Source organism: Pedobacter sp. GW821-FHT01D05, from assembly GCF_059422505.1.
On sequence record NZ_JBWKXA010000002.1, the window covers coordinates 480,965 to 499,200 of the forward strand.

Genomic DNA, 18,236 nt, shown 5'->3' on the forward strand with positions numbered 1-18,236 from the left:
GAAATGAGAAAGTCAAAACCAAAAAAGAGAATTATTCTTCCTGATCCAAAATTTAATGATGTTCAGGTAACTCGTTTTGTAAACAATATGATGTACGATGGAAAAAAATCTATCGCTTATTCAATTTTTTACGATGCTGTTGAAATTGCTGAGAAAAAAGCAGGTGAAAACGGTTTAGAGATCTTTAAACGTGCTTTAACTAACATTATGCCAGCTGTAGAGGTTAAATCTCGTCGTGTTGGTGGTGCTAACTTCCAGGTTCCAACTGAGGTTAGACCAGAGCGTAAAACAGCTTTAGGTATGAAATGGTTAATTTTATACGCTCGTAAACGTGGCGAAAAAACCATGAAAGAGAAATTAGCTGGTGAAATCGTAGCTGCTGCTAAAGGTGAAGGGGCTGCTGTTAAGAAGAAAGAAGATACGCACAAAATGGCTGAGGCTAACAAAGCGTTCTCTCACTTCAGATTCTAATTTAGGATTAACAGATTAGTAAGATTACACAGATTTAATTAGAAGATTATACTGATTAGATAAATTACACCGATTTGTTTTAACATAATCGGTGTAATCATTTAAAATCAGATAAATCAAAAACATAACATGGCAAGAGATTTAAAATTTACAAGAAATATTGGAATCGCGGCTCACATTGATGCGGGTAAAACTACAACAACTGAGCGTATTCTTTATTATGCTGGTGTAAGTCATAAAATTGGTGAAGTGCACGAAGGTGCTGCAACAATGGACTGGATGGCACAAGAGCAAGAGCGTGGTATCACGATCACTTCTGCTGCAACTACGGTTGAGTGGAAATACAGAGGTCAGGCTTACCACATGAACATTATCGATACACCAGGACACGTGGATTTTACCGTTGAGGTAAACCGTTCGTTACGTGTATTAGATGGTTTAGTGTTCTTGTTTTCTGCAGTTGATGGTGTTGAGCCTCAATCAGAAACCAACTGGCGGTTGGCTAACAACTATAATGTTGCCCGTATCGGTTTCGTTAACAAAATGGACCGTTCTGGAGCTGACTTCTTAAAAGTTGTTAAACAAGTTAAAGATATGTTAGGTAGTAATGCAGTTCCATTACAATTACCTATCGGTTCTGAAGATAACTTTAAAGGTGTGGTTGATTTGATCAACAACCGTGGTATCGTTTGGAATGAGCATGATAAAGGTATGACCTTTACTGAAGTGCCAATTCCAGAAGATATGTTGGACGAAGTTGCTGAGTGGAGAGAGAAATTACTAGAATCAGTTGCTGATTATGATGAGTCTTTAATGGAGAAATTCTTCGAAGATCCAAATTCAATCACCGAACGCGAAATTTTAGATGCTTTACGTGCAGCTGTTTTAGATGCTAAAATCGTTCCTATGGTTTGTGGTTCATCTTTCAAAAACAAAGGTGTTCAAACCATGTTGGATTATGTGATGGAATTATTGCCTTCACCTCTTGATTCAGAAGGTGTTACAGGTACTAACCCAGATACAGGGGCTGAAGTTTTATTAAAACCAAGTATCAATGAGCCATTTGCAGCTTTAGCATTTAAAATTGCAACTGACCCATTCGTAGGCCGTTTATGTTTTATCCGCGTTTATTCGGGTAACTTAGAAGCTGGTTCTTACGTGTATAACACACGTTCAGAAAGTAAAGAGCGTATTTCTCGTATCTTCCAAATGCACGCTAACAAGCAAAACCCTGTGCCTAATGTGGCTGCTGGTGATATTGCTGCGGTAGTAGGATTTAAAGATATCAAAACTGGTGATACACTTTGTGAAGAGAAAAACCCAATCGTTCTTGAGTCTATGAACTTCCCTGAGCCAGTTATCGGTTTAGCTATTGAGCCTAAAACTCAAGCTGATGTTGATAAATTAGGTATGGGCTTAGCTAAATTAGCTGAAGAAGATCCTACATTCAGGGTTCAGACTGATCAGGAAACTGGTCAAACTGTTATCTCTGGTATGGGTGAGTTACACTTAGATATTTTAATTGACCGTTTAAAACGCGAATTTAAAGTAGAGGTTAACCAAGGTGCGCCACAAGTAGCTTACAAAGAAGCAATTTTTGGTAGTACTCAACACCGTGAAACATATAAAAAACAATCTGGTGGTCGTGGTAAATTTGCCGATATCCAGGTTGTTATTTCACCAATTGATGCAGATTTCGAAAAAGGTGGTTTACAGTTCGTAAACGAAATTACAGGAGGTTCAATTCCACGTGAATTTATTCCTTCAGTAGAAAAAGGATTTGCTGCTGCAATGGCTAACGGTGTATTAGCTGGTTATCCGCTTCCTGATATGAAAGTACGTTTGATTGATGGTTCATTCCACGCAGTCGATTCAGATGCTTTATCATTCGAGCTTGCTGCCCGTATGGCATATCGTGAAGCTTTACCTAAATGTAAACCTACTTTGATGGAGCCAATCATGAAAATCGAAATCTTAACCCCTGAAGAAAACATGGGTGATGTGATCGGTGATATGAACCGTCGTCGTGGTCAATTATTAGGTATGGATACCCGTAATGGATCTCAAGTAATTAAAGCTACTGTACCGCTTTCTGAAATGTTTGGTTATGTAACGCAGTTACGTACAATCACTTCAGGCCGTGCAACTTCTACAATGGAATTTGACCACTATGAAGCTGCGCCTAAAAACGTACAGGATGAAGTAGTTGCTAAATCTAAAGGAAGAGTAAAATCTGAAGATTAATTAGTATTAAGATAAAGGTATCAAGTATCAAGATCGATTATCAGTCTTGATACTCGATACTAATACTTGCTACTAAAAAGATAAATCCGGTTTCTGTTGTTAATAGCTCTAACGGGAAACCATAATTAAAAATAAGATGAGCCAAAGAATCAGAATTAAATTAAAATCTTACGATTACAACTTAGTAGATAAATCTGCTGAGAAAATCGTAAAAACTGTTAAGCCTACGGGTGCAGTTGTAAGTGGACCAATTCCACTTCCTACAGAGAAAAAAATCTTTACTGTTTTACGTTCTCCACACGTAAACAAAAAAGCTAGAGAGCAGTTCCAATTATGCGCTTACAAACGTTTATTGGATATTTATAGCTCTAACTCTAAAACAGTTGATGCTTTAATGAAACTTGAATTACCTAGCGGTGTTGAAGTTGAAATCAAAGTTTAATTGATTTTAAAAGAACAGAAAAGGCCCCGATGCAAATCGGGGCCTTTTTTTATGCTTTCAAATCCTAAAACAAAAGCAGCGCTGGCTGGTTGTACTGATATGACTAAGGAAGATAAAAAGCACGAAGGATTACCAGTTGAAGGACAGGATTTTGCAGATCCTAAAGAAGCACTGAAAGAAAAACCTTCCTCACATGGCGAAGTGGCCAATCAAAAAGATAGTGATTTTTCTGAACTGGAAGAAAGTAGAATGGAAAATCCACCAAAGCATCGTGATGAAAATGGATCATCTAAAGATGATTTGGATAGTAGTACAGCGATAGACCAAAGTAAAGGCGTAAAGTAAATTGATGGTGGGATTTGGTTAAAAAAGCAAAAGGCTGCGATTTATATAGCAATGCCCGATTAAACTTTTTTATTGTACCAATTGTTGTTAAATAAGAAGTATCTATAAAAAATATAATGCTATGGAAATGAATGAAAATAAAAATATCGATCCTAATTCGGAGATTAACCGCAGTGAGGAAGATATTGAATGGGATAATGGAGAGGCTACTTACGGGCATAAACGAGCTGATTTTAAGCGTAAAGATCAGCCAGATGAGGCGCATTTATTGAAAACAGAAAATGATCCTACACATGCCGTAAATGAAAATTTAAATAATTCGAATTTAAGTCAGGGTGAAGACATTGGAAACAGAAACAAGAATAACGAGAAAGGTTTGAGCGGAAAAGATTTATGATCTAATTATAAAGAGACTATCCATATAGAATAGTCCCTTTATAAAATTTATGCATTTTCCGGTAGATGGAAATTAATTAGGATTCCACAACTGAAATGCGTTAATCAAGAAGCAAATGCCCTTAAATCTTTAGTCTCTGATTTTTTTAGTTAATCTTTGTCGCGAATCCTACAGGGCTGCAAATTTCAAGAACTTATCGCCAATTTACAACACTTTCGATATTAATATATTGATATATGTCAATTTAATGTGTATTTCTACACTTGATTAATTGTCAGTATAAATCACTTGTTTGCCGATAATCCTGTCTTATTTTTTCAGAATAATTCTTAATCTTATCTACGTATTCTGGAGCTTTTTCCTTAAAGTCATCAATCAACGATTTACCGTCAGTTACCCGCTTTTTTGTGGCATACTTAAAACCATATACTGCTGCTGCACTTAAAATGGCATATTTTAATAGTCCCATAATTATCTGTTTATATTCCTGTATTTAAAGCATGGTTTTCATCAGCCTCATTAATGCTGGTATTCGTTTTAAAATCGTCGGAAGAACTTCCGGTATGGCTTGCAGCGCTCTGTACGGTTGGGTTTTTATCTGAACTGTTGTAGGCATCGTCGCTGAGAGAATCTTTACCTTGTGTGCCAGAATTATCCCTGCCATCTTTGGCTAAAGGATTTCCCTTAATCAGTTCGCTCGGTTCTTTGCCATAACTGGTTACTACGTCGGTGTTGTTACCTTCTTCGTAAGCTTTTTGTACATCAGATTTTTCTGATTGCTCATCACCTGATCCTACATAACCTTCAATATGCTCTTCCTTGTTATATATGTTCGTTTTCATAGTATTATTGCTTTATGAATAAACAGAACGCAGACTAAATAGTTTGAATCGGGATAAATCAAAAAATAGGTAATAACAAAAAAGGCAGATATTTCTATCTGCCTTCGTTTTAACTTTTATATGGGAAATTCCGTGATATTTTTCGCATCATCCGTTCTACCATATCATCAGTAGAGCTCATAATGGAATCGTCCATCGTTTTAAAGAAACGCCATAATAATTCTCCGTCCGCTCCATTGTTTATGGTTAAGAACATGGTGCCTGTTCCAGATTTTCCTCCAAAGCCACCAAATAAAACAGCTGAGGCGATTGCACCAGCTTCAGATTTGGTTTGTTCAGTTTCAAAACGTCCACCGATAACGGCATCAACACCAAGTATTTTGGCCAATTCATCTTTAGTTGTTTCGTCTAACTTACCTAAAACGCCTGCTTTTTTTAATAAGATGTTTGTTTTGTCAACATCCTGGAAAGTTACGGTATAGTCAGACGCTTTCCTTAACAAAAAGGTGTACATACTGGCCTGTATCGATCTTGCCATCGACTCTTCCTGGCTTTTGTTTCCTTCTGCACTGAAGTTTTTTGGTTGTTTCCGGTAAGAAATTTTTACCTCGAAAGGTAAAATGGCTACAGTTTTTTGTGTTTTGATTGTTTCCTTTAGTTTTGGACTTTCAAAAATTTGCTTCGAGCCTTCAAATTGCGCTTTGGTTAAAACCGTAAAGCAGCACAAGATAGCGAGCGTTAATAAGATTTTCTTCATTATTTGTTTGTTTAATTTAGTAGCGAATATAAAAATATCTTTTAATTGATATAATATAAATTTTACCTGAGGCTTTATGCTTAACCATTTTCGCGTTTTGTTTAACTTGCGCCAAATTTTAAATGCCAAAGGGATAAATGGAGTGGAAATATTTACTTTCGAATAAGAGATACGGACAAGAACAATATGGTGCCAGCACAGATCGGGCACGGTCAGATTTTCAGCGTGATTATGATCGGTTGATTTTTTCGTCTCCTTTTAGAAGATTGCAGAATAAAACCCAGGTTTTCCCATTGCCAGGAAGTGTTTTTGTACATAACCGGTTAACGCATAGTTTAGAGGTGGCCAGTGTAGCCCGCTCTATGGCTAATATTTTTTTAAAAAGTGTAGAAGAGCAACAACCGCAACTGATTAAAGATGTTCCATTAATTAATGAAGTAGGTAATATTGTGGCTGCTGCTGCACTGGCGCATGATCTGGGAAACCCAGCTTTTGGGCACTCAGGTGAAGCCGCTATTTCACGGTATTTTACCGATGGCGATGGGAAAGTTTATCAGAAAGAAATGAACGCATCGCAGTGGCACGATTTAATTAATTTTGAAGGTAATGCAAACGCCATCCGGATTCTTACCCATCCGCTAAAAGGAAAAGGTAATGATGCTTATGCGTTAACCTATTCTACCTTGGCTTCGATTGCAAAATACCCTTGCGCCTCAATTGCGGGTAAACAAAAGGGAGTGCTACACCGTAAGAAATACGGTTTCTTTCAATCAGAAGAAGAAACTTTTAAAAAGATAGCGGCCGAACTCAATTTGGACAAAGAAGAAGGCGAATACCTCATTTACAAACGCCACCCCTTGGTTTATCTGGTGGAGGCTGCCGATGATATCTGTTACAGCATCATTGATTTGGAAGATGCACACCGTTTAAAGATTCTTTCCTACGAAGAAGTAAAAAGTTATCTGTTGCCTTTTGCCAACTCTACCACTATAGAAGAACGTCTAAAAAATGATTATGAAGACGACGATGCAAAAATCGGTCTGCTAAGGGCAAAAGCAATTAACACATTAACCAACCAATGCGCAGGTATATTTTTTAGGGAGCAAGAAAAATTATTGAAAGGTGAGCTTAATCAAAGTTTAACTGGTTTATTGCCCGAGCCTTATATTTCTGCCTGGAAAGCCGTAGAAAAAATTTCTGTTGAGCGTATCTACAATTTCTCATCGGTAATACAAAAAGAAGTGGCTGGATATAAAATCATGGCCGGTTTATTGGAAGAGTTTGTTCCTGCATTAATCCACAACAATACACACTATTACAAAAAACTGGTTAAACTTATTCCTAAACAATATCATACCGATTTAACTGATATATATTCTATCATACAGAGTGTATTAGATTTCGTTTCGGGTATGACCGATCTGTACGCAGTTGATCTATACCGTAATATTAAGGGTATATCCTTCCCTTCGGAAACCTAAAGATAAATTCTGGTTTTTACTATTTATGTTCGATTAATTGCTGGTTCACCCCTGTTTTCTTCTGATTTTGAGGGTTAAATCGGCCTTAAATTGGGTGTTTGTGTAAAATTATGAAATTAAATTTTATTTAAGTAGTTGATTTGTAGTTCTTTAAAATCGTTTTAGTATTTGTAATTAGTATTTCGTGTAAAGCGAATGGAGCGGCTTGCACTAATTGTTAGATTTGATCGTTAGGCTCTCTTATTTTTTAAGTCTAACGCTTTACATCTCATCCCGATTCATGAAAAAACTTTTACTAATTGCTTTGTTAAGCATGGGCTTCACCTTGGCTGTTAAAGCGCAAGCCCCACAACAATTTAACTATCAAGGAGCGGCAAGAAATGCCAATGGTACCCCACTGGCCAATAAAAATATAGCCCTGCGGATTAGCATTTTAGATGGATCTTCAACCGGAACCGTTCAATATTCGGAGGTAAGAAATGTAACAACCAATGCGTTAGGTTTATACGCATTGGCAATTGGGGCTACTGGTGCAGGCTCGGTTAACGGCACAATAGCTGGAGTAACCTGGGCAAGTGGATTAAAGTTTGTTAAGGTTGAAATTGATCCTGATAACGGTACAAATTTTAGTTTGGCTGGTACAGCACAATTACTAAGTGTTCCATACGCACTTTACGCCGCTAATGGGCCAACCGGAGCCAAAGGCGATCCGGGTGTAGCTGGTCCTGCTGGTGCACAAGGTATTGCAGGCATTGCAGGTCCGCAGGGCCCGGCGGGAGCTACAGGAGCAACTGGTCCTCAGGGGCCAATAGGCTTAACTGGTGCTGCAGGTGCACAAGGCGCAGTGGGTGCAACAGGTCCACAGGGAGCGAAAGGAGATATAGGTGCAACAGGAGCTACCGGATTACAAGGTTTGCAGGGTATACCTGGCGTAAAAGGCGATAAGGGGGATAAAGGTGACGTAGGCCCGGTTGGTCCTTCAACAGGCGTAGCTGGCGGTGATTTAACAGGGAATTATCCAAATCCTACATTAGCTAATCTTCAGGGAAAAACATTAAATGCCACTTCGCCAGCCAATAACCAGGTGCTCCTATTCGATGGAGCTGCATGGAAACCAGTAACATTGGATGTAAGCCAACTGTCTGGCGCCAAGGCGTTAACTTCAACTGATTTGAGTATTAGTGCTAATGGCGCTACTGCTTTATTGAAAGATGTAGTAATTGATATCAACGCAGGGGCGGTTAGCACGCTTAAACTGGCAGATGGGGCAGTAACAACGGCAAAATTAGCCGATGCTGCAGTAAGCTCTGTAAAAATTGGAAACAAAGAAGTTAAAAATATCAATATAAACGATGCAGCTGTTAATACACTACAGCTTGCAGATGCTGCAGTAACCTCTATAAAAATCGGGAACAAAGAAGTTAAAAATATTAATATCGATGATTTGGCGGTAAATACGCTTCAACTGGCCGATGGATCGGTAACTACACCAAAGCTTGCTGATGCTTCAGTTACAGTGGCTAAATTAACTACTGATGGGGTAAGCGATGCAAACAAAGTGTATATCACCAATGCAACAACCGGTAAACCCGAATTAATCAGCAGGACATTATTTGCAAATGCCAATGCCTGGGCATTAAAAGGGAATACGGGTAGTACCGATCAAAATAATAATTTCCTGGGCAATACTGATGACGTAGCCATTAACTTTTTGGTTAACGGTTTAAAATCTGGCCGTTTAGGCAACTCATCCGAAAGCAATATTTCTTATGGTTATAAAACACTTACTGCTAATGTATCCGGCTTTTACAACAGTGCATTTGGCCGCGAAGCACTATCTGTTAACATTTCAGGTTACGAAAATAGTGCTTTTGGTTACCTCGTATTACAGCGGAGTTTTAGTGCTATTAACAACAGCGGCTTTGGCTCGCAGGCCTTAGCCATTAATACGGTAGGCTCTAATAACACTGCAATTGGTACACATACCCTAATGGCGAATAGAACTGGTATCTCAAATACGGCTATCGGAAGTTTGGCACTTGAAGCCAGTAATAGCGACAATAATACAGCATTGGGTTATGCCGCCGGTTCGAAAAACAACGGGTCAGGGAATGTTTTTATCGGAAGCAATGCCGCCGCTAATAGCACAAATGCAAATAATACCCTGGTGGTTGCTAACTCCAATACCTCATACCCTTTAATTGCTGGCGATTTTGCAGCGAATGGTGGCGCATTAACCATTAATGGAACTGCCGCTGCATCTTCTGTAGTTTATGCCCCGGCAAATGCCAGTACTTTAAATATTAATGGTTCTGTTGCAGCAAGTGTTTTAACCTATACGGCTACAGGCACATTAACGCTCGATGCCAGCCATTACACGGTACGGATAAAAAATGCTGGTACGGCGATAAATGTTAATCTTCCAGCAGCCTCGAGCTGTAAAGGAAGAATTTATGTAATTGTAAAGGCTTTATCATCAGGTGATGTTACGTTAAACAATCCTATTTTGTTGAATGATGATTCTAATGTAACCACCATTACCGGGGCAAAAACTTTTACTATTCAAAGCGATGGTTCGGCATGGATTTCTTTAAACTAAACACGATGAGAAAAATATCCTATTTGTTTGTTCTCTTGCTATTGATGTTTTTCGGGACAAGCGTAAGCGCACAAAGCTTGCCTTATGCAGTTAATTCGGCGAGTGGCAGCGGCAAGATTAACAATCAATTATATGATTTCAGTATTGGAGAAATGGCCCTGGTACAAACTTTTCAGGTTGCCAACATTACATTGACCCAAGGGTTTTTACAGCCTTTTCTGATTATACAGACCACAGCCGACCTAGCCATTGTAAATAATATCCTTACCCCAAACGGAGACGGGAAAAATGATTTTTTTGTAGTTAAGGGCTTGGAAAAGTATCCGAACAACAAATTATCCATTTTTGATAGGGGAGGAAGGTTGATTTATACTGCCCTAGGTTATCAAAATAACTGGGATGGCTACTTTAACGGAAAGCCACTTACAGAGGATACCTATTATTATATGCTCGATTTGGGAGCAGATGGTTCTATTAAAGGTTTTATATCAATCTTATATAAAAAATAACAGCGTGAAAAAAATGAAATGTTATATGGCGGGGCTGTTGTTTTTGTTTGTTGCACCAGCGTTTGCTCAACTTAATCCCATGGGGAGCATCTACTATCAGAACCAGTTTTTGGCCAACCCGGCAATGGCTGGTTTAGAAACCGGACTAAATTTAAATGCGGCATTTAAAACACAGTGGACCGGGGTAGACGGAGCGCCAAAGATTCAATATTTAACTGGTGATTACGGTTTGGCCGGTAATAAAATAGGTTTGGGTGTGCTTTTTTACAATGAAGGTGCTGGAGCCATTAACCGTACAAGGGCAACTGTAACTTATGCTTATCATTTACCTTTAAACGGCGTGAATAACTTTTTGGATTTTGGTTTGTCGGCTGGCCTAATGAATGAATGGATTGACTTTGGTAAAGCCAAAGGCGATTTAGACGACGATGTGCTGAATAGTTTTAACGATCGCAGGTTATATCTGGATGGCGATTTTGGGGTAGCTTACCGCACCGATAAATTAACATTGCAGGGAGCTTTACCTAATCTTAAACGGTTTTTTAAAAGAGATGTACTGAGAAACGTCGTAGACCGATCGATTTATTTTATTGCCGCAGGTTATAAATTTAACACGGATAAGGTAATTAACAGTATTGAACCAAAATTGGTGTATAGAGGCGTACAGAATTATGATGGTATTTTTGATGCAGGCGTAAACCTTCAGTTTTTAGAGAATAAATTGATGTTGAACGGTATATATCATAGCACCAATAGTTTTACCGCGGGTTTTGGCGCAAACTACAAAAACCAGTTTTCGGTTTTGTTCCAGTACACCACCAATACTTCAAAAATGCAGAGTTATAGCAATGGCGAATTTGAAGTGGGCTTGAAATATAGTATTAAGAATTAAACGTGTTATCGTCATTTCGACTGAAGTATAACGGAATGGAGAAACCTATTGTTAAGTGTACCTTTGTTTTTTAAACAGTTATTTTTTTGGAAAGCAGTTCCAGTAGCTTTTGATGGATTATTCGTCCAGTCGGGACGACTCGTGGGTAGAAAAAAAAGTATTTTATTTTTTTCGTTCCGTAGGAACGTTTCGTGTTGTAGGCGTGTGGTATTTTCTATCAAGTACAAGCCCATATTCAAATAAACCCGACAGTAGCGGACACTGAACGCAGTGAGGTAAAGCGAATGGCGGGGCTAGCGGAACCGAAGCACAACTAGCCCTGCTTTCTAAAAAAAAAGTAAGTTTTTTCAATTAATTAAAAGGTCTTCGACTACCTTCCCCGGCCGTCGTCCCATTTATTACGCTCGTCTTGCAGTTCACGGGCAAGTTTCATTTCCTTATCTTTTGCCTTTACCTTGTGCGCCTGAAATTCATCAGCCACTTCCTGATAAAGTTCTGTTCTATATTTTGCTTCGTGCCTTAATTTACCCGATTGGAAAATGACAAAGGCCAAACCTACCCCAAGTACAATAATAATGGCCCAAACAATGGTATTATAGGTGCCTTTATTAAAAGATATGCCTAAAAATTTAATTTCGTTAACGGCTGCATTGGCATTGGCCAGCGAACTTTCTTTTCCATTTACTTCGCCTTTTAAGCTCGAAATGTTATCGGCCTGTGCTTTAATTTCCTGACGGGCTTCCTGCAACTGTTTACGTTCTTTTCTTAGCGTATCACTAACACTTTTCCATAAAGATGATAACCGTGATGGATTGATCAGCCTTGCGCCGTTGAAGCTTTTAGATTTCTTTAACATGAACTGATACTGGCCATTTAGAGATGGGTCGGTATTTTTGGTAGTGTCAGGTAAAGTTTGCCCAAAGGCAACGTTTAAAAATAGCATAGCGCCTAAAAACAATAGGGTGTGTTTAATTTTCTGCATAGTTTAAATATAGGTGTTAGAATGTAAAACTACATTTTTATCCATTTTCCGGTTAATAAAATTTGTTTAAGGTTTTGGTAAATCGATAAAATTGTGCTGGTTTAACATTCTAAATAACAATTTTATCTAAGTTTTATTATAAATTTATTTGCGATAGGTTACATTTGTTTCATGCAAATAGGAATTATTGGTTTGGGCGATATGGGCAAATTGTATGCGCTATCGTTCTTAAACACTGGTTATAAGGTATGTGGGGCAGATATGCCCTTACGTTTTACAGATTTAAAAAAAGAGCTGGAACCTAAAGGAATCGAGGTTTTAATCGATGGTCATGAGGTTGCCCGTAAATCAGACTTTATTATCTATTGCGTTGAAGCCGAAAAAATTGATGAAGTGGTGGCTACTTTTGCACGCTCAACTAAATATGGCGCCATAGTTGCCGGACAAACTTCGGTTAAACATCCTGAAATTGCTGCTTTCGAAAAACACCTTCCGGAAGATACCCAGATTGTAACCTGCCATTCTTTGCACGGTCCGGCATTTAGTCCGGAGGGGCAAACGCTCGTAGTAGTGCGTCACCGTGCTACCGATGCTGTTTATGCCAAAGCTTTAGAAGTTTATAAATCTTTAAAATCGAACATTATTGAAATGGACGATTATAGAGAACATGATCGCATTGTGGCCGATACACAGGCGGTAACACATATGGGTTTCGAAAGCATGGGCTCGGCATGGAAAAATGCAGGGTTCTTTCCCTGGGATAATCCGGCATATGCGGGTGGAATCGACAACGTGAAAATTTTGACCACGCTGAGGATTTTTAGCTATAAATCGCACATTTATGCGGGTTTGGCTATTTTAAATCCTTATGCCCAGAAACAGGTAAAATATTATGCGCAGGCAGAATCTGAACTGTTTAAGCTCATGATCTGTGAAAATGAAGCGGAGTTTAGGGAAAAGATCTATGCGGCCCGCGATTTTGTTTTTCATGAAAGTCGTGCGCTTTTACTGCTGGATGATAACATCATGAAAGAATTCAGCCTATCAGACGCCAGCCATAAACAGAAACCAAATTCGCATTTGAGTTTGCTGAGCATGGTATATGCCTGGTATAAGATGGGTGTAAATCCTTACGATAACCTGATCTGCCAAACGCCTCCTTTTAAATTGAGGCTGGGCATTGCCGAATACCTTTTCAAGAATGAAGCGATGCTAGAGGAATCAATTAGTACTGCTTTATATGATAAATCTATCCGTGGCGACGATTTGGAATTCCATACCGCTGTGCACGAATGGGCATCGATTATCGGTTATGGTGATTTAAAAGGGTACAAAGAGCATTTCGAAGCTGCCAAATCATTCTTCGCGAACCGTTTAAATGATGGTAGGGATTTGAGTGCGGAAATGATTAAGCGATTAGGCAAGTAATAATTAGGGATGAAGACCATTCTGAATAAACCTGAACGGGTTTCGCTTTTGCAGCAACACTTAAAAGAAATAGAAATTCTTTGTGATGAGTACGATAAGGGAGATGATGCTGTTATTTTATCCATCGCCGAAAAAACCGTCGTGATTTTCCATAACTCCGATCAAGCAAAAGCATTGTTGAGTCAGCTTAAATTAAATCACCTCGATATGTACTGCAGTTCGGAAATTTACAATTCCAAAAGCCTCACTAATTTTATCGGATTATTGAAATTGATGCATCGTGAAGGAAAGGGCTGGGGATATGCTGGCAGGCTAGACCGGTCTGCTTTAAAAGCAGTAACACAAGAAAACTGGTGGAACAATAAAAAAATAATTGTCGATTCGGACGGGGTTGCTTTTACAAGAGCTAAAATAATTAAATCATTAGCCAATAGTGAGCCTTTGGTGCTCAATACTTCGGGCTGGACAGTAAAAGATGCAAAAGGTAATAAATCGGCCATTAATCCAATTCCTGAAACTGTTCGGCAAATTGCTTTCGAACTGCTTGAAAGTTTTCGGGGTGTTGATTTGAATAAGGAAAGTAAGCTTCATAAGTAATTATGGAATGAAAGAACTATTGAATTTTGAATGAATCAATTATTGATGGGCATTCGCCTGTTATTCTCCCGGTAAAACTCACCTACTCCATCATTCGCTCCTTCAAAATTCTATTTATCCATATAACATATAGACTTTATTTTATTCCCTCAATCCTTCGTTTAGCCAAAAACAGTGCATTATATTTGCCCGCATGTCGGTATTGCTGTTTACCATTATCGTTTTATTAGGTGCTTTTTTAGCCGGACTATTGGGTTCACTAACAGGTTTAGGTGGAGGGGTAATTATTATTCCCTTACTTACCCTGGCTTTGGGTGTAGATATTCATTATGCTATAGGTGCATCCATTGTTTCTGTTATTGCTACCTCTTCAGGTTCTGCGGCAGCCTATGTTAAAGAAGGGATTACGAATATCCGTATAGGTATGTTTTTAGAAATCGCGACTACAATAGGAGCGGTTTGTGGAGCAATTGTGGCCGTTTACCTCAACGCCAACTATATTGCTATTCTTTTTGGCTGCATCCTCATTTTTTCGGCCATCATGACTTTGAAGAAAAAAGTAGATCATACTACTTTAGACAATACTGATAAATGGGCCAATTTTTTTAAGCTTAACGGATCTTATCCTGATAAAGGGGTAGATCATCCATATGCAGTAAAACATGTTCCCGGAGGTTTTTTAATGATGCTATTTGCCGGAACATTATCGGGTTTGCTTGGTATTGGGAGTGGGGCACTGAAGGTAATTGCAATGGATAATATTATGCGTTTGCCCTTTAAGGTATCAACCACTACCAGTAATTTTATGATGGGGGTTACGGCAGCGGCCAGTGCAGTGGTTTATTTGCACCGTGGCCAGATCGACCCTGGTATTGCCATGCCAGTGTGTATCGGCGTTTTAACAGGGGCAACAGTTGGCTCGAAAGTTTTGCTGAGGGCCAAAACCGATAAACTTAAAATTGTATTTGCCATTGTAGTTGCCTTTTTAGCACTGCAGATGATATATAAAGGAATAAGCGGATTATAATGGATACAACAGGAAAAGAAAACCTAAACGATAAGGATATTCAGGTAATTCTGGCTACACTTCTGCGTGCAGGCGTAATTATTTCGATGAGCATTGTATTAATAGGCGGTGCTATTTTCCTGATCCATAACAAGGGCGCAATTACCGACTATAAAGTTTTTAAACCCGAACTAAACAAGTTTTCATCCATAGTGGCTATATTTAGGGGAGTATCTAGTTTTCAGGGCGACGCCATCGTGCAGTTTGGTATCCTGATGTTGATTTTTACGCCGATAGCCCGCATTGTTTTCGCTATTTTTAGCTTTTTAATTGAGCGCGATTACCTCTATGTACTCATTGGAATGATCATTTTAGCGATCATAACCATCAGTTTAAATGGTGGTTTGGCACATTAACATCTCTTTTTTAGTTAAATCCCATCATATCAGCAATTTATTTGAAAAAATATTTGGCTAACTATTTGAAAATTAATAATTCTTGTCTATCTTTGCCGTCCCTTTCGGGGGATGTACAACCACCTTGAACGAAGCCCTACTGCTTCGATGGGTGTTAAAAAGAAAAGATAAAATGTCAGGAATTATTGGAAAAAAAGTAGGAATGACCAGTATCTTTGATGCCGAAGGAAGAAACATTCCTTGTACGGTAATCGAGGCTGGGCCTTGTGTAGTTACACAAGTAAAGACCGAAGAAAAAGACGGGTATTCATCAATCCAACTGGGTTACGATGAGAAAAAAGAGAAAAACACAACTCAACCGTTAAAAGGCCATTTCGCGAAAGCAAACACAACTCCGAAACGCAAGCTGGTAGAATTCGATTCGTTTACAACTTCACTTAATTTAGGTGATGTAGTAACCGTTGAGGCATTCGCAGAAGGCGATTTTGTTGATGTTGTAGGTACCTCAAAAGGTAAAGGTTTTCAAGGTGTTGTAAAACGCCACGGATTTGCCGGTGTTGGTATGCAGACTCACGGTCAGCATAACCGTTTACGTGCCCCAGGTTCATTGGGAGCATCATCATTCCCTTCACGTGTATTCAAAGGAATGCGCATGGCTGGAAGAACAGGTGGAGACAGGGTAAAAGTTCAGAACTTACAGGTTTTGAAAGTTTATGCTGAGCAAAACTTATTAGTAGTTAGTGGTTCCATTCCAGGAGCTAAAGGTTCTTACGTAATCTTAGACAAGTAATCAGATGGAAGTTAAAGTATTAAACATTTCAGGTAAAGAAACAGGTGCCAAGGTGCAACTTCCTGAATCGGTATTTGGTATCGAGCCTAACGACCACGCGATTTATTTAGATGTAAAACAGTATTTGGCTAACCAACGTCAAGGTACTCACAAATCTAAACAACGTAATGAGATTGCTGGTTCAACTCGTAAACTATACAAACAAAAAGGTACAGGTGGTGCCCGTGCTGGTAGCATTAAATCTCCGTTATTTAACGGTGGTGGTCGTGTTTTCGGTCCTCAGCCACGTGATTATAGCTTTAAATTGAACAAGAAATTAAAATCATTAGCACGTAAATCTGCTTTGGCTTATAAAGCAAAAGACAACAACGTGGTGGTTTTAGAAGATTTCAACTTCGATACAGCTAAAACTAAAAACTATACAAGTTTATTGGCTGCGTTAAACGTAGGTACTCAAAAAACTTTATTGGTTTTACCTGCACAAAATAATAATATCTATTTATCAAGCAGAAACATTCAGAAAACTAAAGTAATCTCGGCAGCAGATTTAAATACTTATGATGTATTAAACGCTGGTGTACTTGTGTTAACTGCTGATTCTGTTAAAACTTTGGAGGAGGCGTTTGCCAAATAATATGGAAATTTTAAAAAAACCAATATTAACCGAAAAAGCTTCAGCTTTAACTGAAAAATCTAACCGTTTCACATTTAGCGTTAACCACAAGGCTAACAAAATCCAGATTAAACAAGCAATTGAGAAATTGTACGGTGTAACCATCGTTGCAGTTAACACCATGGTTGTTGATGGAAAAGCTAAATCTCGTTACACTAAAGCAGGTTTTGTATCTGGCCGTAGCCCGAAATACAAAAAAGCAATCGTAACGTTAAAAGACGGCGAAACAATAGATTATTACGCAACCCTTTAATTTAATAATTCATTATAACTATGGGCTTAAGAAAATTTAAACCAGTTACTCCAGGTACCCGCTTCAGAGTTGGTGCTAGTTTTACGGAGATTACAGCAACCAAGCCCGAAAAATCATTGGTTGTATCATCAAAAAAGTCTGGTGGACGTAACAACACAGGAAAAATGACTATGCGCTACATGGGCGGTGGTCACAAAAAATCATATCGTTTAATCGACTTCAAACGCGATAAATTCGATATTCCTGCAACAGTAGCTACTGTTGAATACGATCCAAACCGTACTGCCCGCATCGCATTATTACATTATGCAGATGGCGAGAAGCGTTATATCATCGCTCCTGAAGGATTGCAAGTTGGTTCGGTATTATTATCGGGCGATAAAGCAACACCAGAAGTAGGTAACACTTTAAAATTATCGAACATTCCATTAGGTTCTATCATCCACAACGTGGAGATTCACCCTGGAAAAGGAGCACAATTAGCTCGTAGTGCAGGTGCTTACGCACAATTAGCTGCCCGCGATGGTAAATATGCTACTTTAAAAATGCCTTCAGGCGAAACCCGTTTAATCCTGACTACTTGTCTGGCTACTATCGGTGCTGTATCTAACTCAGATCACGCAAACGAAGTATTAGGTAAAGCTGGTCGTAAACGTTGGTTGGGCCGTCGTCCGAGAACTAGACCGGTAGCGATGAACCCTGTCGATCACCCAATGGGTGGTGGTGAAGGTAGATCATCAGGTGGTCACCCACGTTCAAGAAATGGCGTTTTAGCTAAAGGCTTTAAAACCAGAGAACTTAAAAAATATTCTAATCGTTACATCATAGAGAGAAGGAAGAAATAATGGCTCGTTCGATAAAAAAAGGACCTTATATTGACCATAACGTAGAGAAAAAAGTAAACTCTATGAATGATTCAGGCAAAAAGTCTGTAATCAAAACTTGGTCTCGCAGATCAATGATATCACCAGATTTCGTGAATCATACATTTGCTGTACACAACGGAAATAAATTTATCCCTGTGTACGTAACAGAAAACATGGTTGGTCACAAGTTGGGAGAATTTGCTCCAACCAGAACATTCAGAGGACACGCTGAAAAGAAAAAATAAT

Annotated in this window: 22 protein-coding genes; 18 read left to right on the forward strand and 4 right to left on the reverse strand. The window is 38.8% G+C overall.

Translation table 11 applies throughout. From position 1 onward, the window contains the following. The first annotated feature begins 3 nt into the window (after positions 1–3). The 5 genes from rpsG to AC07VK_RS10155 all read left to right on the forward strand — a co-directional run bounded on the left by rpsG (position 4) and on the right by AC07VK_RS10155 (position 3,899). Complete coding sequence (gene rpsG, locus AC07VK_RS10135; RefSeq protein ID WP_029278632.1) at positions 4–471, forward strand: 30S ribosomal protein S7; 468 nt, start codon at positions 4–6, stop codon at positions 469–471. A 129-nt stretch (positions 472–600) separates the two neighbouring features. After that, positions 601–2,715, forward strand: a complete 2,115-nt coding sequence (gene fusA, locus AC07VK_RS10140) for an elongation factor G (protein WP_086547756.1) — start codon at positions 601–603, stop codon at positions 2,713–2,715. 136 nt (positions 2,716–2,851) lie between these two features. Next, the gene (gene rpsJ, locus AC07VK_RS10145; RefSeq protein WP_008244591.1) at positions 2,852–3,157 is read left to right on the forward strand and encodes a 30S ribosomal protein S10; all 306 of its coding nucleotides are present in this window, start codon (positions 2,852–2,854) and stop codon (positions 3,155–3,157) included. Between the two features lie 51 nt (positions 3,158–3,208). After that, complete coding sequence (locus AC07VK_RS10150) at positions 3,209–3,502, forward strand: hypothetical protein (RefSeq protein WP_492960227.1); 294 nt, start codon at positions 3,209–3,211, stop codon at positions 3,500–3,502. Positions 3,503–3,629: 127 nt separating this feature from the next. After that, complete coding sequence (locus AC07VK_RS10155; RefSeq protein ID WP_492954081.1) at positions 3,630–3,899, forward strand: hypothetical protein; 270 nt, start codon at positions 3,630–3,632, stop codon at positions 3,897–3,899. Positions 3,900–4,173: 274 nt separating this feature from the next. Here AC07VK_RS10155 and AC07VK_RS10160 read toward each other — a convergent pair whose 3' ends face one another. The 3 genes from AC07VK_RS10160 to AC07VK_RS10170 all read right to left on the reverse strand — a co-directional run bounded on the left by AC07VK_RS10160 (position 4,174) and on the right by AC07VK_RS10170 (position 5,498). After that, complete coding sequence (locus AC07VK_RS10160; RefSeq protein WP_057932164.1) at positions 4,174–4,368, reverse strand: hypothetical protein; 195 nt, start codon at positions 4,366–4,368, stop codon at positions 4,174–4,176. A gap of 10 nt (positions 4,369–4,378) precedes the next feature. Next, the gene (locus AC07VK_RS10165; RefSeq protein ID WP_492954080.1) at positions 4,379–4,741 is read right to left on the reverse strand and encodes a hypothetical protein; all 363 of its coding nucleotides are present in this window, start codon (positions 4,739–4,741) and stop codon (positions 4,379–4,381) included. A 109-nt stretch (positions 4,742–4,850) separates the two neighbouring features. Further along, positions 4,851–5,498 (reverse strand): hypothetical protein, encoded by a 648-nt coding sequence (locus AC07VK_RS10170; RefSeq protein WP_492954079.1) that lies wholly within the window; start codon positions 5,496–5,498, stop codon positions 4,851–4,853. A gap of 137 nt (positions 5,499–5,635) precedes the next feature. On the opposite strand from AC07VK_RS10170, the gene dgt reads away from it, so the two are divergent. The 4 genes from dgt to AC07VK_RS10190 all read left to right on the forward strand — a co-directional run bounded on the left by dgt (position 5,636) and on the right by AC07VK_RS10190 (position 10,979). Beyond that, positions 5,636–6,979: a dGTP triphosphohydrolase gene (gene dgt, locus AC07VK_RS10175; RefSeq protein ID WP_492960231.1), complete on the forward strand. Its 1,344-nt coding sequence runs from the start codon at positions 5,636–5,638 to the stop codon at positions 6,977–6,979. 280 nt (positions 6,980–7,259) lie between these two features. After that, positions 7,260–9,578: a beta strand repeat-containing protein gene (locus tag AC07VK_RS10180; RefSeq protein ID WP_492960233.1), complete on the forward strand. Its 2,319-nt coding sequence runs from the start codon at positions 7,260–7,262 to the stop codon at positions 9,576–9,578. Positions 9,579–9,583: 5 nt separating this feature from the next. Next, a complete protein-coding gene (locus AC07VK_RS10185; RefSeq protein WP_492960235.1) occupies positions 9,584–10,087 on the forward strand; it encodes a T9SS type B sorting domain-containing protein in 504 nt (167 codons plus the stop codon). Positions 10,088–10,100: 13 nt separating this feature from the next. Beyond that, positions 10,101–10,979: a PorP/SprF family type IX secretion system membrane protein gene (locus tag AC07VK_RS10190; protein WP_492960726.1), complete on the forward strand. Its 879-nt coding sequence runs from the start codon at positions 10,101–10,103 to the stop codon at positions 10,977–10,979. Positions 10,980–11,349: 370 nt separating this feature from the next. Here the strand turns inward: AC07VK_RS10190 and AC07VK_RS10195 are convergent, their stop codons facing one another. Further along, positions 11,350–11,961, reverse strand: a complete 612-nt coding sequence (locus AC07VK_RS10195) for a hypothetical protein (RefSeq protein ID WP_478359262.1) — start codon at positions 11,959–11,961, stop codon at positions 11,350–11,352. A 171-nt stretch (positions 11,962–12,132) separates the two neighbouring features. On the opposite strand from AC07VK_RS10195, the gene AC07VK_RS10200 reads away from it, so the two are divergent. From AC07VK_RS10200 to rpsS, 9 genes are all read left to right on the forward strand, one after another. Further along, positions 12,133–13,389, forward strand: a complete 1,257-nt coding sequence (locus AC07VK_RS10200) for a prephenate dehydrogenase/arogenate dehydrogenase family protein (protein ID WP_492960237.1) — start codon at positions 12,133–12,135, stop codon at positions 13,387–13,389. 9 nt (positions 13,390–13,398) lie between these two features. Continuing rightward, the gene (locus AC07VK_RS10205; protein WP_492954073.1) at positions 13,399–13,986 is read left to right on the forward strand and encodes a hypothetical protein; all 588 of its coding nucleotides are present in this window, start codon (positions 13,399–13,401) and stop codon (positions 13,984–13,986) included. A 193-nt stretch (positions 13,987–14,179) separates the two neighbouring features. Then, positions 14,180–15,013 carry a sulfite exporter TauE/SafE family protein gene (locus AC07VK_RS10210; protein ID WP_492954072.1) on the forward strand — a complete coding sequence of 278 codons (834 nt, stop codon included), beginning with the start codon at positions 14,180–14,182 and terminating at the stop codon, positions 15,011–15,013. Next, positions 15,013–15,408: a DUF1634 domain-containing protein gene (locus AC07VK_RS10215; protein ID WP_492960239.1), complete on the forward strand. Its 396-nt coding sequence runs from the start codon at positions 15,013–15,015 to the stop codon at positions 15,406–15,408. The genes AC07VK_RS10210 and AC07VK_RS10215 overlap by 1 nt, the downstream gene beginning before the upstream one ends. A gap of 172 nt (positions 15,409–15,580) precedes the next feature. Continuing rightward, complete coding sequence (gene rplC / locus AC07VK_RS10220; protein WP_492954070.1) at positions 15,581–16,198, forward strand: 50S ribosomal protein L3; 618 nt, start codon at positions 15,581–15,583, stop codon at positions 16,196–16,198. A 4-nt stretch (positions 16,199–16,202) separates the two neighbouring features. Next, a complete protein-coding gene (gene rplD / locus AC07VK_RS10225) occupies positions 16,203–16,832 on the forward strand; it encodes a 50S ribosomal protein L4 (RefSeq protein ID WP_029278647.1) in 630 nt (209 codons plus the stop codon). Position 16,833: 1 nt separating this feature from the next. After that, positions 16,834–17,124 (forward strand): 50S ribosomal protein L23, encoded by a 291-nt coding sequence (gene rplW, locus AC07VK_RS10230; RefSeq protein ID WP_029278648.1) that lies wholly within the window; start codon positions 16,834–16,836, stop codon positions 17,122–17,124. Positions 17,125–17,144: 20 nt separating this feature from the next. Next, positions 17,145–17,969: a 50S ribosomal protein L2 gene (gene rplB / locus AC07VK_RS10235; protein WP_492954069.1), complete on the forward strand. Its 825-nt coding sequence runs from the start codon at positions 17,145–17,147 to the stop codon at positions 17,967–17,969. Continuing rightward, positions 17,969–18,235, forward strand: coding sequence for a 30S ribosomal protein S19 (gene rpsS, locus AC07VK_RS10240; protein WP_010599906.1), 267 nt, complete (start codon positions 17,969–17,971; stop codon positions 18,233–18,235). Before rplB ends, rpsS begins: the two co-directional genes overlap by 1 nt. Position 18,236 lies beyond the last annotated feature (1 nt).

Coding starts and splice junctions, on each gene's coding strand:
- rpsG (WP_029278632.1), top strand. CDS start 4: ATGAGAAAGTCAAAACCAAAAAAGAGAATTATTCTTCCTGATCCAAAA.
- fusA (WP_086547756.1), top strand. CDS start 601: ATGGCAAGAGATTTAAAATTTACAAGAAATATTGGAATCGCGGCTCAC.
- rpsJ (WP_008244591.1), top strand. CDS start 2,852: ATGAGCCAAAGAATCAGAATTAAATTAAAATCTTACGATTACAACTTA.
- AC07VK_RS10150 (WP_492960227.1), top strand. CDS start 3,209: ATGCTTTCAAATCCTAAAACAAAAGCAGCGCTGGCTGGTTGTACTGAT.
- AC07VK_RS10155 (WP_492954081.1), top strand. CDS start 3,630: ATGAATGAAAATAAAAATATCGATCCTAATTCGGAGATTAACCGCAGT.
- AC07VK_RS10160 (WP_057932164.1), bottom strand. CDS start 4,368: ATGGGACTATTAAAATATGCCATTTTAAGTGCAGCAGCAGTATATGGT.
- AC07VK_RS10165 (WP_492954080.1), bottom strand. CDS start 4,741: ATGAAAACGAACATATATAACAAGGAAGAGCATATTGAAGGTTATGTA.
- AC07VK_RS10170 (WP_492954079.1), bottom strand. CDS start 5,498: ATGAAGAAAATCTTATTAACGCTCGCTATCTTGTGCTGCTTTACGGTT.
- dgt (WP_492960231.1), top strand. CDS start 5,636: ATGGAGTGGAAATATTTACTTTCGAATAAGAGATACGGACAAGAACAA.
- AC07VK_RS10180 (WP_492960233.1), top strand. CDS start 7,260: ATGAAAAAACTTTTACTAATTGCTTTGTTAAGCATGGGCTTCACCTTG.
- AC07VK_RS10185 (WP_492960235.1), top strand. CDS start 9,584: ATGAGAAAAATATCCTATTTGTTTGTTCTCTTGCTATTGATGTTTTTC.
- AC07VK_RS10190 (WP_492960726.1), top strand. CDS start 10,101: ATGAAATGTTATATGGCGGGGCTGTTGTTTTTGTTTGTTGCACCAGCG.
- AC07VK_RS10195 (WP_478359262.1), bottom strand. CDS start 11,961: ATGCAGAAAATTAAACACACCCTATTGTTTTTAGGCGCTATGCTATTT.
- AC07VK_RS10200 (WP_492960237.1), top strand. CDS start 12,133: ATGCAAATAGGAATTATTGGTTTGGGCGATATGGGCAAATTGTATGCG.
- AC07VK_RS10205 (WP_492954073.1), top strand. CDS start 13,399: ATGAAGACCATTCTGAATAAACCTGAACGGGTTTCGCTTTTGCAGCAA.
- AC07VK_RS10210 (WP_492954072.1), top strand. CDS start 14,180: ATGTCGGTATTGCTGTTTACCATTATCGTTTTATTAGGTGCTTTTTTA.
- AC07VK_RS10215 (WP_492960239.1), top strand. CDS start 15,013: ATGGATACAACAGGAAAAGAAAACCTAAACGATAAGGATATTCAGGTA.
- rplC (WP_492954070.1), top strand. CDS start 15,581: ATGTCAGGAATTATTGGAAAAAAAGTAGGAATGACCAGTATCTTTGAT.
- rplD (WP_029278647.1), top strand. CDS start 16,203: ATGGAAGTTAAAGTATTAAACATTTCAGGTAAAGAAACAGGTGCCAAG.
- rplW (WP_029278648.1), top strand. CDS start 16,834: ATGGAAATTTTAAAAAAACCAATATTAACCGAAAAAGCTTCAGCTTTA.
- rplB (WP_492954069.1), top strand. CDS start 17,145: ATGGGCTTAAGAAAATTTAAACCAGTTACTCCAGGTACCCGCTTCAGA.
- rpsS (WP_010599906.1), top strand. CDS start 17,969: ATGGCTCGTTCGATAAAAAAAGGACCTTATATTGACCATAACGTAGAG.